The following is a 15923-nucleotide window of genomic DNA, read 5'->3' on the forward strand; positions in this document are numbered from 1 at the left end:
GTATTCTGCCGCGCTCGGTCGCACAGGCCGGGCTTGTTGACGGCGATGTCGGCGATGTGGCAGCGTTCCCGGTAGTGGGCGCCGCCTCGTCATCTTGACGCTGCGGTGCCAGGCCCGAAACAAATGCGGCGCGTCCCGATGCATCCTCGACTTCTCAAGACATTCCTCGCGGTTACCCGGAGCAAAAGCTTCACCCGGGCAGCCGAAGAGGTTCATCTGGCGCAATCGAGCGTCAGTGACCAGATGCAGTCGCTGGAGGCTGAGCTGGGCACGGCACTTTTCACCCGCTCGAAGCAGGGTCTGGAGCTGACGCAGGCGGGTGAGACACTGGTTTCCTATGCGCAGGAGATATTGGCGTTGACGGATGAGGCGCGTTCTGCCGTCGAGGCAACTGCCGGGCATGTGGCCGGATCGGTGACGATCGGCGCGCTGGAGACGATTGCCGCCGTCAAACTTCCGGCATGGCTCTCCGCGTTCCAGAACGACCATCCCGATATCAATCTCCGGCTGAAGGTCGCCGGCAGCGGCGATCTCCTGCGAAAGCTCGAGAGCGGCGAGATCGATGTCGCCTTCTGTTTCGATCAGGGTGGTCTGGACGCGCGTTTCGTCAGCCGTGTAATCGCGACCGAGCTGCTGATCCTTGCGACAGCTCCCGCAGGTCAATTCGCGGCGGGGAAGCCGGATTGGGCCGAGCTTGCCGCGATGGAGTTTTTGACCACCGAAGTCGGCTGCGCCTATCGGGCCATGTTCGACAAGGCGTTCGCCGAGGCTGGTATAGTGGCTCCGAAGCCCGCCGCCGAGGTCGGCAGTATCGGCGCCATCGCGCGGCTTGTGACGGCCGGCGCCGGTATCGGGCTGGTGCCGCGCCTTGCGGTTGCCGAGGCGCTTGATCGCGGTGAGATCATCGAGCTGCCTTGGCCGGGGCCGACGCAAGTGGTCTCGCTGGTGACGATCTGGCGGCGGCGGCGCGTGCAGCCGCCGGCGTTGCTATCGTTGCTGGCGGCCGCGAGCGACCATTTCGCGCCGGCTAGATCAGCCGATGTCCGCCCTCGACATGCAAGGTCGTCCCCGTCGTAAAGCCGTTGCCCATCAGATAGGTGATAGCATCGGCGATATCCTCCGGTTGTCCGACGCGCCCGACCGGCAGCCGCTTTGCCATGGCGTCCAGCGTCTCGTCCTTCCTGTCGCCAGCGACGAATGTCCAGATGGGGGTGTCGACCCAGCCGGGCGAAACGGCATTGACGCGGATCGGTGCCAACTCGACCGCAAGCGCACGCACCAGCCCCTCGAGCGCCGCGTTGACGGCGGCAACGACCGAACCTCGCGCCGCTGGACGATAGGCCGCGATGCCGGAGGTGAAGGTGATGGAGCCTTTGGGTGCGAGCTTTGGCGCGCCATATTTGGCGAGCAGCAGCGGCCCGTAGAATTTGCTCTCCACGACCCGTTGCGCCGCTCTCAGATCCAGCGAAGGCAGCAGTTCATAGGCGCCTTCGATATCGGCGGCGGTGCTGACGATATGATCGAGCCGGCCGATCCGCTCGAACAGGTCAGCGACCTGCGCTTCCCGCGTGATATCGACCGCGATCGTAGAGAGAGCCGAATTTTGCAGCTCCGCGCTGGCGCGCCGGAGCCTGTCCTCGTTCCGCCCGACGATGATCACCTCCGCCCCGGCGGCAAGCGCGCATTTTGCCAGCGCCAAGCCCATCCCGGAGCTGCCGCCGACGATGAGGATTCGTGAGTTCGCGATGTCTGCAAGTGCCATGTCTTTTGGTCCCGAAGGTAAATGATTGCGGGCGAAGACTTGGCAGAGAGTTGTGGGGGAGGGGAAACGGAGAAAAACGATGGCATCATCGGAGATTCCGATGATGGTCGCTCATAATAGGATCGGCGTCGTGAGCGAAGGCCGCAGAAATCATCCGCAGTCAAAGCTGCCGTTCTCTGCGCTGGATGCCTTCATTCGAGGGTCCGCATTTCGGTGTCCATCCAGCCGCAGAATTGCCGCACCGCCTTCGATTCGGAGCGGCGCTGGTAACGATATGTTCCGGTCTCGACCGGTTCATATCCGGACAATGTCACCAATGCGCCCGACGTCGTTTCCCGGCTTGTGAGAATTGTCGGCGCGAGCACCATACCAAGGCCGGCAACACAGGCATGAAGAGCAGCGTCGTCCGTGTCGAATGCATGGGTGAGGGAAAGGTCGGCCAGCGAGATATTGAACGTCTCGCACCAGAGCTTCCAGTCCCAGTTTCCAACGCAGCATTGAAGAGCTGGTACGTCCGGAATGCCAATCGCCTGACCGGTTCCTCCTGCCAGCAGACGCGGAGAAACAACCGGGCGGCGCCGGTCGCGAGCAAGGAATTCCCATCCCTCGGCCGCTGCCCCTGCCCGGAAATGACGAATGCTGACATCGGAGTCGGAGACGGCCGGGAAACCTCGCGCCGAACTCGTTTCCACCCGAACGCGGACCTGTGGGCAGAGCGCGCGAAACCGATCCAGAGATGGGATGAGCCAGCGCAGCGCAAGCGACGTCGTCGCATGGACGCTGATTTCGCTTTCGTCGCGATAAAGGGCGTCGGCTGAACGCTCGATGAGCCTGATCGCCGGCGCGACCTCCTCATAGAACCGCCGTCCCACGTCGGTCAGGGAAGCGGTGTTGTTTCCACGGCGGAAGAGGCTCACCCCAAGCTCGTCTTCGAGCTTTTTGAGCTGGTGACTTACCGCGCCAGAGGTAACGCCGAGTTCGGCACCGGCGGCCGTCAGGCTCCCAGTGCGTGCCGCGATCGCGAATACCCTGATGGCATTGAGAGAGACGCGATGCTTTTCCTGCATGAATTTTCCTCAGGCTCCCCTCAAATTCCTCGTTTGAGCATCACACGAAAATCTAGCACAAGCGAACGTCAAAAGCCCTTCAGAAACTGCGACGCGATCAAGCCGATTTTACACCAACACTAAAGCCATCGCATGGGTAGCGGCTGGAACAGCATTATTTTCTTTAGTCTTCGCTCGCTGACGGAAGTGCAGTCCTTTCGTCATGTCTCAGAAACAAAAGCTACTCGTGTCCAAAGGCCCTTGATGCTTCCCCTTCTACGCCGCTCCCGCGACTCGATTATGCTTTCCGCGCCGATTGCCGGGATGCGATTCCGCTCGCCCACAGCCCGCGCTGTTGCTGCCCTATCTCTGACCCAACTCATTGGTTGGGGCGCCACGTTCTATTTGCCCGCGGTCACAGGACCTGCCATGGCCGGCGAACTGGGCATGGCGCTGCCGATGGTCATGGCGGGACCGACGGTTATGCTTGTCGTCATGGCCATGGTGTCCTGGCCGCTGAGCGCAATCTTCGAGCGCCATGGCACGCGGCCGATCATGGTATTGGGATCGTCCCTGGGCGCAGCCGGCCTGCTGGTCATGGGGCTGGCCAATGGTCCGGTGTCCTTCGTCCTGTCGTGGCTCATTCTCGGCCTCGCCGGTGCCTGTATGTTATCGACACCGGCGCAGATCGCGGTGACGGAGATCGCCGGCGAGAAAGCCCGCCAGGCGCTCGGTGTGCTGATCCTGGCCGGCGGGCTGACACCAACCATCGTCTGGCCGCTGACAGGGCTTCTGCAGGCTCAATGGGGCTGGCGCGCGACGACGCTGGCCTATGCCGCCGTCACGCTGATTGTCTGCATGCCACTGCATTGGGCCACGCTTGCCCGCCGGCCTGGGCAAAAATCGATTACCAAGACGGAGGCCGAACCTGCCCTTATCGACTGCCCCCGCTTCGTCCTGCTGGCTGCGAGCTTTGCCGCCAATGGTTTCGTGACCTGGGGTTTTGCCCTCACAATCGTCATCCTGTTCGAGGCTGCAGGCCTCGATCACGCCAGTGCGTTGGCGGTCGCGGCCTTCATGGGGATTGCTCGATGGGCGGGGCGCATGATCGATTCCCTCGGTGGGCGGCGTTGGTCGGGCTTCATCATCGGTCTTGCCGGCTCTGCCCTGTTTCCGTTGAGCTTCATCGTTCTTCTGCTGACCAGCAACTTCGTCGGCGCCATGCTGTTTGCCACGCTCTACGGCATTGCAAGCGGCGCCACCGCCGTCACCCGCGCCACGCTGCCGTTAGAGATTTTCCCCACCGGCGCCTATGCTCGCGCATCGGCGCAACTGGCCGTGCCGCTCAATCTTTCCTTTGCTGCTGCACCGCCGGTCTTCACCGCCATCCTGACCTCCGCCGGTCCCCACGCTGCTCTGTGGCTGGCCTTGGTCATCTCGATCTTTGCCTTCTGCACGCTTCTCGGCCTTTTGCTGTTACACCGGCGAATGGATTACGCATCACAACAGACCTGAAGCCTGAATGTCGATTGAGCTTGATGCCGTTGCCGTTCAAGCCGCCGACACCCGCCGCCGCTTCCGTTCGCTGACGATGATGATCAGCCCGGCGCTGAGGATCAGGATTGCGCCCATGAAGGTATTGATCTTGGGGACGTCTCCCCAGATGAAATAGCCGAGCCCAAAGGCCCAGACGAGCGAGGTATATTCGAATGGCGCGAGCACCGAGACCGGGGCCTGGCGCATGCCTTCGAACAGTGCCAGTTGGCCAATACCGGCGAAGATCCCGGTGGCGCAGAGCAGGATGAGTTCGTAGGCCGTCGGCGTTTTCCAGTGCAGGATCGCCATCGTGCCCGTCATCAGAATCAGCATGATATTGGAAACGGCCATCTGGATGTGGCTCTTTTCATGCAGAGCGGTCTTGCGCAGCAGCACCATGCCCGTTGCCCAGAGAACGGCAGCCTGCAAGGCCAGATAGACCGGCCAGGAGATTGAGAGTCCCACGGGATTGGAAGCGATGACCACGCCGCAGAAGCCGACGCCGACCGCCATCCAGCGGGCGACGGTGACCTTTTCCCTAAGCACGATGGTCGCAAGGATCGTGCCGACGATCGGGGCGGCATAGTAGAGGGTGGTGACCTCGGCGAGCTGGAGATACTTGGCGGCCGAATAATAGGAGATCCAGGCGATCAGCAATAGCATGCTGCGCACGATCATCGGCTTGACCACCGGCGAGCGCGCCACCTTGCGCACCAGCGACGGTCCTTCATAGACGAAGCAGCCCGCAAGGATGGCGCAGCTTCGAAGGAACAGGACCTGCCAGACCGGAATGGTGACGACGAGCAATTTCACCGCCGAGTCATGGGCGGTAAACAGCATATAGCCGAACGCCGTAAGCAGAATGCCGTAGCTGATGGGGTTTTTCACTAGAGCACCAAGGGGGGAAGGCCGATGCGAAGCAGTCGAGGAATCTTGTCCGGCTCAAGCGATAGGAGCCTACCTTTTCGTCGTCAATAGGCCATATGAACGAGGCAGATCGGGTTGGAAATATTTATTCGTGGTTGTGGCTCCGTTGCCTCCGTTTTAACAGATGGTGATGAAACGTGACTAATGTGCCTGTTTTCGGATATTGCGATTTCAATCGATTTAAATATGTTGCGAGCACTGATTTGGGGGATTTTCCATGAATGATATGATGCAATCCGAGAGTCTTCAGGCACGCAGAAGCGGATTCTTTACGAAACCGCGCGCGGCCGTCTCGCTGCTATTTCTGATGAATGGCTTCAGCGTCGGCTGCTGGGCGCCGAAGATTCCGGAATTTGCCGAGCGGCTGCAACTGAGCAAGTTCGAACTCGGCCTGATGATCCTGGTCTTCGGTGTCGGCTCGCTGGTGATGATGCCGATTGCCGGCGCACAGATTGCCGGACGCGGCTCGAAGATCGTCGTCAAGGCCTTCGCCGTGCTGCTCGTGCCGATGCTGCTCGCCATGACCTTGGTCGAGAGCGTGTGGACTGCGGCTATCGCCATCTTCCTGTTTGGCGGTTTCATCGGCGCCATGGACGTGGCGATGAATGCCAATGCCGTCTCGGTGGAAAAATCCATGCGCCGGGCCATCATGTCGTCCTGCCATGCCTTCTGGAGCCTTGGCGGTCTGCTCGGTGCGGCGATCGGCGGTTTCCTGATCTCGCATCTGGGCTACCTCGGTCACGCCGAGGTCGTCACCGTCCTTTCCATCCTCATCCTGGCTGTGGCATGGCCGATGATCCTCGGCGACCAGCCGCATCCGGACGAGGCGAAACCGAAGGCGCGGTTGCCGATGGTCCCGCTGCCCTGGCTGCTCGGCCTCATGGCATTGTTCTCCATGATGCCCGAAGGAGCGGTGCTCGATTGGAGCGCGCTCTATCTCAGCCAGGAAAAGGCCGCGTCGGTCACTCTGTCTGGTTTCGGCTTTGCTGCCTTCTCGCTGACCATGGCGGCAATGCGCTTTGCCGGCGATTTCGTCCGTGATCAGCTGGGCGCGGTCAAGACACTGCGCGTCTGCACGGTTTTCGCGATCGTCGGCATGGTGATCGCGGCGCTGGCGCCGAATGCGGAACTGGCCATTGTCGGGTTTGCGCTCTGCGGCATCGGCATTTCAAACATGGTGCCGATCGCCTTTTCGGCCGCCGGCAACATTCCGGGTCTGCAGCCGGGCATCAGCATCTCCGTCGTCACCACGCTCGGTTATTCCGGCATGCTGGTGGCACCCTCGGCGATCGGTTTCGCCGCCGAGCATGTCGGCTTCTCGCCGGTCCTGCTGGCGTTGCCGGTGCTGCTGCTCGTCGTGCTGGCGCTGTCATCGCTGGCGCGCTACGCCGACGGCATCGGCGAGAATTCGCATTAATTCGGCCGTCTTGACCTGTTATGGTCATGTTACAGCCTGAGAAAGTGATATCCGAAGCGGTTGACAACGACCGCTTCGTGATCCACCTGAAAGGCACTGATTACCTGAGGCTAACGAGAGTTTTCCATGTCGTCCGCCACCGATTTTGATCCGAAGCCGCGCCGTTCCTCCGTTGCCGTCGATGTCGGCGGCGTCATCGTTGGCGGCGGCGCGCCTGTGGTCGTGCAGTCCATGACCAATACCGATACCGCCGATATCGATTCGACGGTGGCGCAGGTTGCCGCTCTCTTCAAGGCCGGATCGGAGCTGGTTCGCATCACCGTCGACCGTGACGAAAGTGCCGCCGCCGTGCCGAAGATCCGCGAACGGCTGCTGCGGCTCGGCATGGACGTGCCGTTGATCGGCGATTTCCATTATATCGGCCACAAGCTCCTGGCCGACCATCCGGCCTGCGCCGAGGCCTTGGCGAAATACCGCATCAATCCCGGCAATGTCGGCTTCAAGGACAAGAAGGACAAGCAGTTCGCCGAGATCATCGAGATGGCGATCCGCTATGACAAGCCGGTTCGCATCGGCGTCAACTGGGGTTCGCTCGATCAGGATCTGCTAACGGCGCTGATGGACCAGAATTCCGCCGCCGGCTCGCCGCTCTCCGCCCGCCAGGTGACGCGCGAGACGATCGTGCAGTCGGCGCTGATCTCGGCCGATCTCGCCGAAGAAATCGGCCTGCCGCGCAACCGCATCATTCTTTCGGCCAAGGTCAGCCAGGTGCAAGACCTGATCGCCGTCTATTCCATGCTGTCTGAGCGTTCCAATCATGCGCTGCATCTCGGCCTGACCGAGGCCGGCATGGGCAGCAAGGGCATCGTCGCCTCCTCGGCCGCCATGGGCTATGTGCTGCAGCATGGCATCGGCGATACCGTCCGCGTCTCGCTGACGCCGGAGCCGAATGGCGACCGCACCCGCGAGGTGCAGGTGGCGCAGGAGCTGCTGCAGGTGATGGGTTTCCGTCAGTTCGTGCCCGTTGTCGCGGCTTGTCCCGGCTGCGGCCGCACGACGTCGACCGTGTTTCAGGAGCTGGCGCAGAACATCCAGAACGACCTGCGCAAGAACATGCCGGTCTGGCGCGACAAATATCCGGGTGTCGAAGCGCTCAACGTCGCCGTCATGGGCTGCATCGTCAACGGTCCCGGCGAGAGCAAGCATGCCGATATCGGCATCTCGCTGCCCGGCACCGGTGAATCGCCCGCTGCCCCCGTCTTCATCGACGGCCAGAAGGCGATGACGCTGCGTGGCCCGAATATCGCTTCGGATTTCGAAGCGCTGGTCGCCGACTATATCGAGAAACGTTTCGGCCAGAAGAGCGTCGCGGCGGAGTGATCCGCCGCCAATCCTCCTCTTAGATGTTGCTGGTCAGCAGCTTGATGCCGGCGAAGCAATAGAAGCCGGCCATGGCGCCTTCGATCCACCGGCGCGCGCTCCTGTAGATCTTCAGCGCATGCGGTGTCGAGAACAGCACCGCATAGCCCATGAAGGCGACGAAGCCGGTTGCCCCGCAGACAGTGATGATCAGTATCGCGACCGAGCCTGGCGCGCCCTGCGGCATGCCGAGCGCGATGATGGCGAGCCAGGCGAAGATCGCCTTCGGATTGGTGACGTGGATGCCGTAGCCGCGCAGGATCAGCGACCTGAAGGTCGGTGCTTTTGCGTCCGTCACGGCTGTTTGCAAGTCGCCGGCCGCGCGAGCCGCGCGCAATGCCTTGTACGCGAGATAGAGCAGATAGAGTCCGCCGAAGATCTTCAAAACCTCCAGCGCCATCGCATAGGTCTGCAACAAGGTGGCAAGGCCGGCGGCAGCGGCGATCGCCCATGTCAGCGAGCCGCCGAAGATGCCGAGTGCGATCGTCATGCCCGCCTTGCGGCCGTGCGTCATCGACGTGGCGATAATGGCCATGACGGCCGGGCCAGGGCTCGCGACGGCGACGAGATAGGCGATATAGGCCGGCAGGATCTGCGGCAGATAGGCAAGCGCCTCATGCATGGGATGGCTCCGGGGGATTTCAGGCGACGATACCTGCCATGGAAACGCCTGAAGGTCACCCGTTTTTCGCGTGATTTCTTGTCATGGAGACATGTCCGGCGATCCGAAAGCGCCTGACGCGAAGGCTCAGTTCTTGCGGTTCGCCACGAACCGCGCCGTTTCCACCAGCACATCCGCCTTGTCGCCGTAACCGGACAATAAGCCCGCCGCTTCGCTCACCAGTCTCGCAAGCGTCGTCTCGGCCCACTCCCGGCCGTGCAGTGCCACCAGCGTGCCCTTGCCGCGGGCGGCATCCTTGCCGGTCGCCTTGCCCATGGTGGCGGCGTCGGCGGTGAGGTCGAGCAGGTCGTCGGCAAGCTGGAAGGCAAGGCCGATCTTTTCGCCGAAGCTGCGCAGCCGTTGACGGTCCCCGGCCGAGGCGCCGGCCATGATGGCGCCGGCTTCGCAGGCAAAGCGGATCAGCGCGCCGGTCTTCATGGCCTGCAGCGTGGTGATGCCTTGCTCGTCCGGTGTCACCTTCTCGGCGGCGAGATCGAGCGCCTGGCCGCCGGCCATTCCGCCGATGCCGGCGGCGCGTGACAGCGCCAGCACAAGCTCCATCTTGCGGTCTGCGGGCAGGTCCGTTTCCGGTGCGGCGATGATGTCGAAGGCGTAGGTCAGCAAGCTGTCGCCGGCAAGGATCGCGGTCGCATAGTCGAAGGCGATATGCACGGTCGGCTGGCCGCGGCGCAGATCGTCGTCGTCCATGGCCGGCAGGTCGTCATGCACCAGGGAATAGCAGTGAACGCATTCGAGCGCTGCACCGATCCGCAGCGCCGCATCGGCATTGCCGCCTAGAAGTGCTGCGGTTTCCATCACCAGAAAGGGCCTCAGCCGCTTGCCGCCGTTCAGCACGCCATGGCGCATCGCCTCGAGCAGGCGGGCGGGGCGGGCGATCTCGTCGTTCAGGCGGGCATCCGCGAGAAGCCAGCTCAACACAGCCTCGACCTTGCCGGCATTGTCTCTGAGGTGATGTTCGAAGGAGGAGATGGTGCTGTCCATGGCCGCTGTTTGGCATGAGTGCCGGTCGCTGGCAACGGGAATTGTCAACAGCCGGGGTGGGAATCTCGTCGCACTCTGGTCATCGCTTTGTGTAGACGGTATGACGATTGGAGCATTCCCAGCGCGTTCCCCGAATGTGCAAGGTGTGTTCCGGGATGGGGTGATGGTGGACCTTCGGCAATTGGACATATCGACGGACAGCGAGGAGGAAGCCGAGATGCCACGACGGTCGGCCCTGCTTGCGCGGTTTATGGCCCGTCCGCTCGCGCAGCGCATCGTCCTCGTCGTCGCCGGTGTGCTGCTGCTGCCCTATGTGCTGATCGTGTTCTACATCCTGCCCTTCGTTCATCCGATCTCGACCCTGATGCTGCGCGATGTCGTGACCTTTCAAGGGTATGACCGCCGCTGGGTTTCCTTCGACGAGATATCGCCGGTGCTGGTGCGGTCGGTCATGGCGTCCGAGGACGGGCAATTCTGCTTTCACGGCGGCGTCGACTGGGGCGAGATGCGCGCGCTCGTACAGCAGACGCTGAAGGGCCAGTCGACGCGCGGCGGCAGCACGATCCCGATGCAGACCTCGAAGAATCTGTTTCTCTGGAACGGCCGCTCTTTCGTGCGCAAGGCGATGGAACTGCCGCTGTCGGTCTCCTCCTCCTTCGTCTGGTCGAAGCGGCGGATGATGGAAGTCTATCTGAACATCGCCGAATGGGGGCCGGGCATTTACGGCATCGAGGCGGCCGCGCGCTATCATTTCAAGGTGCCGGCCTCGAAACTCAACGCGCGCCAGGCAGCCCTTCTCGCCGTCTCCCTGCCCAATCCGATCGACCGGGTGGCGAGCAAGCCGGGACGCGGGCTGCGTCAGCTCGCCTCGCTGATCCAGCGCCGGGCGGCGAATTCCGGCGAGTACATCAAATGCCTTTATAACTGATATCAGAACTTGTCGTTCGATTGCGTGACCGACATCTGGCATTTTCGGCTGGAATTATGACGCCGCTCGAACTGCGCCCGCCGGCCTTTCGGGGACTAGAAGGGACGAACCATGGACAGACTGACCCTCTACATCGGTAACAAGAACTATTCCTCATGGTCGTTCCGGCCATGGATCGCGCTGGAGGCGTGCGGTGTCCCTTTCCAGGAGGTGCTGATCCCCTTCGATTTCGAGGCTGGCAATCCGAGCATCCGCGCGGTCTCGCCGACGGGCAAGGTGCCGATGCTGGTTCATGGCGGGCTCAAGGTCTGGGAATCGCTGGCTATCATCGAATATGCGGCCGAGCTTTTTCCTGAGGTGGGGCTCTGGCCTGGGGATCGGCAGGCGCGCGCGGTTGCCCGGTCCTACAGCATGGAGATGCTGGCGGGGTTCGGCGCCCTGCGCGGCGCCTGCCCGATGAACATGCGCCGTCCGGTCGGCCGGCTCGACCTGCCGAGGGGCGTCCTGGACGACGTAGCGCGCATCGAGACGATCTGGCGCGGGGCGCGGGATCGTTCCGGCGGCCCCTTCCTGTTTGGCGCGTTTTCCGGTGCAGATGCGATGTTTGCGCCGGTGGTCAGCCGCTTCGAGTGCTATGACCTCGTCAACGCCGCCGACACGCTGGACTACATGGCAGTGATGAAGGCACTGCCCGCCTGGCAGAAATGGGAAAAGGCAGCCCTTGAAGAGACCTGGCGCGTGGCGGTGGACGAGGCTTGAGCGCCGATTCGGCGTCAATCCATCTGAATCCGGTGGCGCGGGCAAAAAATGCTGTGAGGGACTGGTCAAAGCCCTGCAAGGTATGTATAAGCCCCACCAAATTCCGAAATTGATCCATGTCTGTTTCGGCCGCCTGGCTGGCCGCTGACATGTTTCGTCCGCAAAGTGGAGTAACGAAAATGGCTGTACCGAAGAGAAAAACAAGCCCGTCCAAGCGCGGTATGCGCCGTTCGGCTGATGCGCTGAAGGCTTCGACCTACGTTGAAGACAAGAACTCCGGCGAACTGCGTCGCCCGCATCACATCGACCTGAAGACCGGCATGTACCGTGGCCGTCAGGTTCTGACGCCGAAGGAAAGCGCATAATCTAGCGCTCCCCTAAGGGGTGAGATTGAAGAGGCTGGCGTTTCGCCGGCCTTTTTCTGTTTTGATCGGGTTGTATGGATGGAAGAAAAGCGGCCTGTTGATATGCCGAACCGCTGATACCCCCCTGTCACTTCGTGACATCTCCCCCACAAGGGGGGAGATTGGTGGGAGGATGCCGCCCGCCACTCGCAAGGCGAAAAACTGCAGTCTCTGCGGATTCGATGTTCGTTCGAGATAAGAGGGTTCCACGAATTACCAAACTCCCTTTGTGGGGGAGATGTCACGTCAGTGACAGAGGGGGGTGAACACTCTCCGCAAATTCACAGCCGATTTTCTCGTGCGCTCTTTATCTCACAAACTATCCAGCTTGCTTTGCATGGCGCGGAGCTGCTCCTTCAGCTCGTCGATGTCCTTTGCTTCCGCCTTGCGGCTTTCCTTCGCCGGCGGTTTCATGAAGGGCGAGAACATCTGCATGGCCTGCTGGAACATTTCGGTGTTGCGGCGCACCTGTTCCTCGACCATCTGGATCGGCAGTTGCAAATTCTTGACGAGCGGCGTCTCGCCAAAGGCGCGGTTGATCTGTTCGCGCATCTGCACCTGCTGCTCGGTGAAGGAGCGCATGGAGTGCTCGAGGAAACTCGGCACGACCATCTGCATCTGATCGCCGTAAAAGCCGATCAGCTGCCGGAGGAAGGAGATCGGCAGGAGCGTGTTTCCGGTTTTCGATTCCTGTTCGAAAATGATCTGCGTCAGGACCGAATGCGTGATGTCTTCGCCGCTTTTCGCATCCTGAACGGTAAATTCTTCTCCCTTTTTCACCATTTCCGCCAGGTCATCCAAGGTCACGTATGTGCTGGTGCCGGTATTGTATAGGCGGCGGTTGGCATATTTCTTGATTACGATCTGGCCCTCATTCTTCGCCATTACTCAGTCTCCTGACCCCGTCTGATTGTATGGAATACTCCTCCATTACCAAGTGTAGACGCAAAAGAAGCTTGGTGACAATCGCTTTGTGCGATGCGGCAAGCCCTTTCTACTGGTTGTATTTTTCGTTGGTGGTGACGGGCTGGATGAAATATGGGCAACCGCCGTCTTGCAGTTTGACTCGGGCGCAAAGCTTTGACAGTTTCGCCTCATATATGTTCATCCTGTGAGGAGGCTTCCATGAGCAATCCATCCATCGTCATCGCCAGTGCTGCCCGCACCGCCGTCGGCTCCTTCAACGGTGCTTTTGCGGCTGTTCCGGCCCATGAACTCGGTGCTGCCGCCATCAAGGGCGCGCTGGAGCGCGCCGGCGTCGATGCCCAGGACGTCGATGAAGTGATTCTCGGCCAGGTGCTGCAGGCCGCCGAAGGGCAGAATCCGGCCCGCCAGGCCGCGATGAAGGCCGGTATCCCGCAGGAAGCGACCGCCTGGAGCGTCAACCAGCTTTGCGGCTCTGGCTTGCGCGCCGTCGCGCTCGGCATGCAGCAGATCGCTACGGGCGATGCCAAAATCATCGTTGCCGGCGGTCAGGAGTCCATGTCGATGGCCCCGCATGCCGCCCATCTTCGCGCCGGCACCAAGATGGGCGACATGAAGATGATTGATACGATGATCAAGGATGGCCTGACCGACGCCTTCTATGGCTATCACATGGGCATCACGGCGGAGAACATCGCCCGCCAGTGGCAGCTGTCGCGCGAGGAACAGGACCAGTTCGCCGTCGCTTCCCAGAACAAGGCCGAGGCTGCGCAGACGGCCGGGCGGTTCAAGGATGAGATCGTTCCCTTCACGATCCAGACCCGCAAGGGCGACATTATCGTCGATACCGATGAATATATCCGTCACGGCGCGACGCTGGACAGCATGGCTAAGCTGCGCCCGGCCTTCGACAAGGACGGCACGGTGACGGCGGCCAACGCATCCGGCCTCAATGACGGCGCCGCCGCCGCCGTTCTGATGTCCGAGGCGGAAGCCTCGCGTCGCGGCATCCAGCCGCTCGCGCGCATCGTCTCCTGGGCAACGGCGGGCGTCGATCCCAAGATCATGGGCTCAGGCCCGATCCCGGCCTCGCGCAAGGCACTGGAGAAGGCCGGCTGGTCGGTCGGCGAACTCGATCTTGTCGAGGCCAACGAGGCCTTTGCCGCCCAGGCTTGCGCCGTCAACAAGGATCTCGGCTGGGATACGTCGATCGTCAACGTCAATGGTGGCGCGATCGCCATCGGCCACCCGATCGGCGCGTCCGGTGCCCGTGTTCTCAACACGCTGCTGTTCGAGATGAAGCGCCGGGGTGCCAAGAAGGGTCTCGCGACACTTTGCATCGGTGGCGGCATGGGTGTTGCCATGTGCTTCGAGGCGTTCTGACGCGTTTCGCGCGTCAGCGCCGCGCAAGACGGTTTCGAATAATTTTCCAGAAGAAACGATGAAGGCGGAGCGGACGACCGAAGATCGGTCGTTCCCGTCCCTGCCGCAACAAGGGGAGTGGCACATGAGCAGAGTGGCGTTGGTGACGGGTGGGACGCGCGGCATCGGAGCAGCGATTTCGATGGCGCTGCGCAATGCCGGCTACAAGGTCGCGGCAACCTATGCCGGCAACGAGGAGAAGGCCCGGGCTTTCCACGAGGTGACGGGTATTTCCGTCCACAAATGGGATGTGACCGACTACGAGGCTTGCGGCAGAGGTATCGCCAAGGTGCAGGACGAGCTTGGTCCTGTCGAGATCCTCGTCAACAATGCCGGCATTACCCGCGACGCCATGTTCCACAAGATGACGCCGCAGCAATGGAACGAGGTCATCAATACCAACCTTACCGGCCTGTTCAACATGACGCATCATGTCTGGCAGGGCATGCGCGACCGAAGCTTCGGCCGTGTCATCAATATCTCGTCGATCAACGGCCAGAAAGGCCAGATGGGCCAGGCGAACTATTCCGCCGCCAAGGCCGGCGACCTCGGCTTCACCAAGGCGCTGGCACAGGAAGGGGCGGCCAAGAACATCACCGTCAATGCCATTTGCCCCGGCTATATTGGCACGGAAATGGTGCTCGCAGTGCCGGAAAAGGTGCTGAACGAGCGCATCATTCCGCAGATCCCCGTGGGACGGTTGGGTGAGCCGGAAGAGATCGCGCGCGTTGTTGTCTTCCTTGCCGCCGATGATGCCGGTTTCATCACGGGATCGACGATCAGCGCCAATGGCGGCCAGTTCGTCGTTTGAGCATGGGAGTGACAAGTTGGCTGATTGTCGGGAGTGTCCGGCAATCAGTTCCGGCCTGAATTCCCGGAGCGCTGCTGCCTGGGTTTGAATTCCAGGATGACGGGCTTGAACACCATCCGGCGCATTTCCCTGTCACGCACCCGCGAGGCGTAGATCAGCACGACGAAGCTGGTGCCGACGAGAGCGAGCGCTGCGGTGCCTGCGATGATTGCAATCATGGTGTCCGTCCCTTTTCAAAAACGTTGACCCATCCCTGCGCGATCGGCGCGGGTGCTTGTATTCGCCAGAAAATTCCGGTTCGAAGTTTTTGGCATGACCATTTGGCTTTCACGGCCGGTCGTCAACAACGTGCTGACGGCCGGCCGTGAAATCTGTCTTAGCCTGTCATTGCCTTAGCGGCAGCGAGCCTCGTAGCGGCTGCCGTAGCGGTCGCGGTAGACGCAATAGCCGCGGCGCTCATGAGACCGGCCGATGAGGTTGCCGACAACACCGCCGGCCACGGCGCCGACTGCGGCACCACCCCAGCTATTGGTGGCAACACCGCCGATGACTGCGCCGGTTCCGGCACCGATGGCCGTGCCTCTCTCCGTGGCACTGCATGAGGCGAGTGCGCCCACGATGGCGATCGCGACGATGATTTTTTTCATGGTATTTGCTCCCTGGTATGACGAGGTTTTCAACGTTATCAGCCCGATCAGATCCGGCCCATCAGCAATAGAATGAGAACAATGACAAGAACGAGGCCGAGACCGCCGGATGGACCATATCCCCAGCTTCGGCTGTAACCCCAGCTCGGGAATGCACCGATCAGCATGAGAATCACTATTATGAGTAAAATGGTACCAAGCATGGCTTATTTCCTCCGCGTCCAGCGCTTGAAGCTCCCGCTGGCGTGAGACTTCACT

The 15923-nt window shown here is 61.5% G+C and carries 18 protein-coding genes; 9 read left to right on the forward strand and 9 right to left on the reverse strand.

The window, feature by feature from the left end:
• Positions 1-138 precede the first annotated feature (138 nt).
• Complete coding sequence (locus RRH01S_RS09705; RefSeq protein WP_042471790.1) at positions 139-1077, forward strand: LysR family transcriptional regulator; 939 nt, start codon at positions 139-141, stop codon at positions 1075-1077.
• Here the strand turns inward: RRH01S_RS09705 and RRH01S_RS09710 are convergent.
• On the reverse strand, positions 1028-1762 hold the full coding sequence (locus tag RRH01S_RS09710; RefSeq protein ID WP_037219176.1) for an SDR family oxidoreductase: 735 nt from the start codon (positions 1760-1762) through the stop codon (positions 1028-1030). The two genes, RRH01S_RS09705 and RRH01S_RS09710, sit on opposite strands and share 50 nt — an antisense overlap.
• A 191-nt stretch (positions 1763-1953) precedes the next feature.
• A complete protein-coding gene (locus RRH01S_RS09715) occupies positions 1954-2829 on the reverse strand; it encodes a LysR substrate-binding domain-containing protein (protein WP_042471323.1) in 876 nt (291 codons plus the stop codon).
• A gap of 303 nt (positions 2830-3132) precedes the next feature.
• On the opposite strand from RRH01S_RS09715, the gene RRH01S_RS09720 reads away from it, so the two are divergent.
• Positions 3133-4323 carry an MFS transporter gene (locus RRH01S_RS09720; RefSeq protein ID WP_042471794.1) on the forward strand — a complete coding sequence of 397 codons (1191 nt, stop codon included), beginning with the start codon at positions 3133-3135 and terminating at the stop codon, positions 4321-4323.
• 36 nt (positions 4324-4359) lie between these two features.
• On the opposite strand, the gene RRH01S_RS09725 is transcribed toward RRH01S_RS09720, so the two are convergent.
• Positions 4360-5232, reverse strand: a complete 873-nt coding sequence (locus tag RRH01S_RS09725) for a DMT family transporter (protein WP_034522030.1) — start codon at positions 5230-5232, stop codon at positions 4360-4362.
• 256 nt (positions 5233-5488) lie between these two features.
• Between RRH01S_RS09725 and RRH01S_RS09730 the strand changes: the two genes are divergently transcribed.
• A complete protein-coding gene (locus RRH01S_RS09730) occupies positions 5489-6688 on the forward strand; it encodes an MFS transporter (RefSeq protein ID WP_007692320.1) in 1200 nt (399 codons plus the stop codon).
• A 126-nt stretch (positions 6689-6814) separates the two neighbouring features.
• Positions 6815-8068, forward strand: a complete 1254-nt coding sequence (gene ispG, locus RRH01S_RS09735) for a flavodoxin-dependent (E)-4-hydroxy-3-methylbut-2-enyl-diphosphate synthase (RefSeq protein ID WP_007692318.1) — start codon at positions 6815-6817, stop codon at positions 8066-8068.
• 19 nt (positions 8069-8087) lie between these two features.
• Here the strand turns inward: ispG and RRH01S_RS09740 are convergent, their stop codons facing one another.
• Positions 8088-8729, reverse strand: a complete 642-nt coding sequence (locus RRH01S_RS09740; protein ID WP_007692316.1) for a LysE family translocator — start codon at positions 8727-8729, stop codon at positions 8088-8090.
• A gap of 126 nt (positions 8730-8855) precedes the next feature.
• Entirely contained in the window at positions 8856-9770 is a 915-nt protein-coding gene (locus tag RRH01S_RS09745; protein WP_042471326.1) for a polyprenyl synthetase family protein, read from the reverse strand.
• Between the two features lie 181 nt (positions 9771-9951).
• Here RRH01S_RS09745 and mtgA point away from each other — a divergent pair, with 181 nt between their 5' ends.
• The 3 genes from mtgA to rpmF all read left to right on the forward strand — a co-directional run bounded on the left by mtgA (position 9952) and on the right by rpmF (position 11822).
• Complete coding sequence (gene mtgA, locus RRH01S_RS09750) at positions 9952-10698, forward strand: monofunctional biosynthetic peptidoglycan transglycosylase (RefSeq protein WP_039973723.1); 747 nt, start codon at positions 9952-9954, stop codon at positions 10696-10698.
• Positions 10699-10809: 111 nt separating this feature from the next.
• Entirely contained in the window at positions 10810-11457 is a 648-nt protein-coding gene (locus tag RRH01S_RS09755; protein ID WP_042471329.1) for a glutathione S-transferase family protein, read from the forward strand.
• A gap of 179 nt (positions 11458-11636) precedes the next feature.
• Positions 11637-11822 (forward strand): 50S ribosomal protein L32, encoded by a 186-nt coding sequence (gene rpmF, locus RRH01S_RS09760; RefSeq protein ID WP_006724402.1) that lies wholly within the window; start codon positions 11637-11639, stop codon positions 11820-11822.
• A 351-nt stretch (positions 11823-12173) separates the two neighbouring features.
• On the opposite strand, the gene phaR is transcribed toward rpmF, so the two are convergent.
• On the reverse strand, positions 12174-12746 hold the full coding sequence (phaR, locus tag RRH01S_RS09765) for a polyhydroxyalkanoate synthesis repressor PhaR (protein WP_007692303.1): 573 nt from the start codon (positions 12744-12746) through the stop codon (positions 12174-12176).
• 240 nt (positions 12747-12986) lie between these two features.
• Here phaR and RRH01S_RS09770 point away from each other — a divergent pair, with 240 nt between their 5' ends.
• On the forward strand, positions 12987-14168 hold the full coding sequence (locus RRH01S_RS09770) for an acetyl-CoA C-acetyltransferase (RefSeq protein WP_007692300.1): 1182 nt from the start codon (positions 12987-12989) through the stop codon (positions 14166-14168).
• Positions 14169-14292: 124 nt separating this feature from the next.
• Entirely contained in the window at positions 14293-15018 is a 726-nt protein-coding gene (phbB, locus tag RRH01S_RS09775; RefSeq protein ID WP_007692299.1) for an acetoacetyl-CoA reductase, read from the forward strand.
• A 44-nt stretch (positions 15019-15062) separates the two neighbouring features.
• Here the strand turns inward: phbB and RRH01S_RS34365 are convergent, their stop codons facing one another.
• The 3 genes from RRH01S_RS34365 to RRH01S_RS33425 form a co-directional block, all read right to left on the reverse strand.
• Positions 15063-15236 carry a hypothetical protein gene (locus tag RRH01S_RS34365; RefSeq protein ID WP_007692298.1) on the reverse strand — a complete coding sequence of 58 codons (174 nt, stop codon included), beginning with the start codon at positions 15234-15236 and terminating at the stop codon, positions 15063-15065.
• Between the two features lie 174 nt (positions 15237-15410).
• Positions 15411-15665, reverse strand: a complete 255-nt coding sequence (locus RRH01S_RS09780) for a YMGG-like glycine zipper-containing protein (protein WP_007692297.1) — start codon at positions 15663-15665, stop codon at positions 15411-15413.
• 47 nt (positions 15666-15712) lie between these two features.
• On the reverse strand, positions 15713-15868 hold the full coding sequence (locus tag RRH01S_RS33425) for a DUF3309 family protein (RefSeq protein ID WP_007692296.1): 156 nt from the start codon (positions 15866-15868) through the stop codon (positions 15713-15715).
• Positions 15869-15923: the final 55 nt, after the last annotated feature.

Origin of the sequence: Rhizobium rhizogenes NBRC 13257, from assembly GCF_000696095.1 — a bacterium.
In the GTDB taxonomy this organism is placed as follows: Bacteria; Pseudomonadota; Alphaproteobacteria; order Rhizobiales; family Rhizobiaceae; genus Rhizobium; species Rhizobium rhizogenes.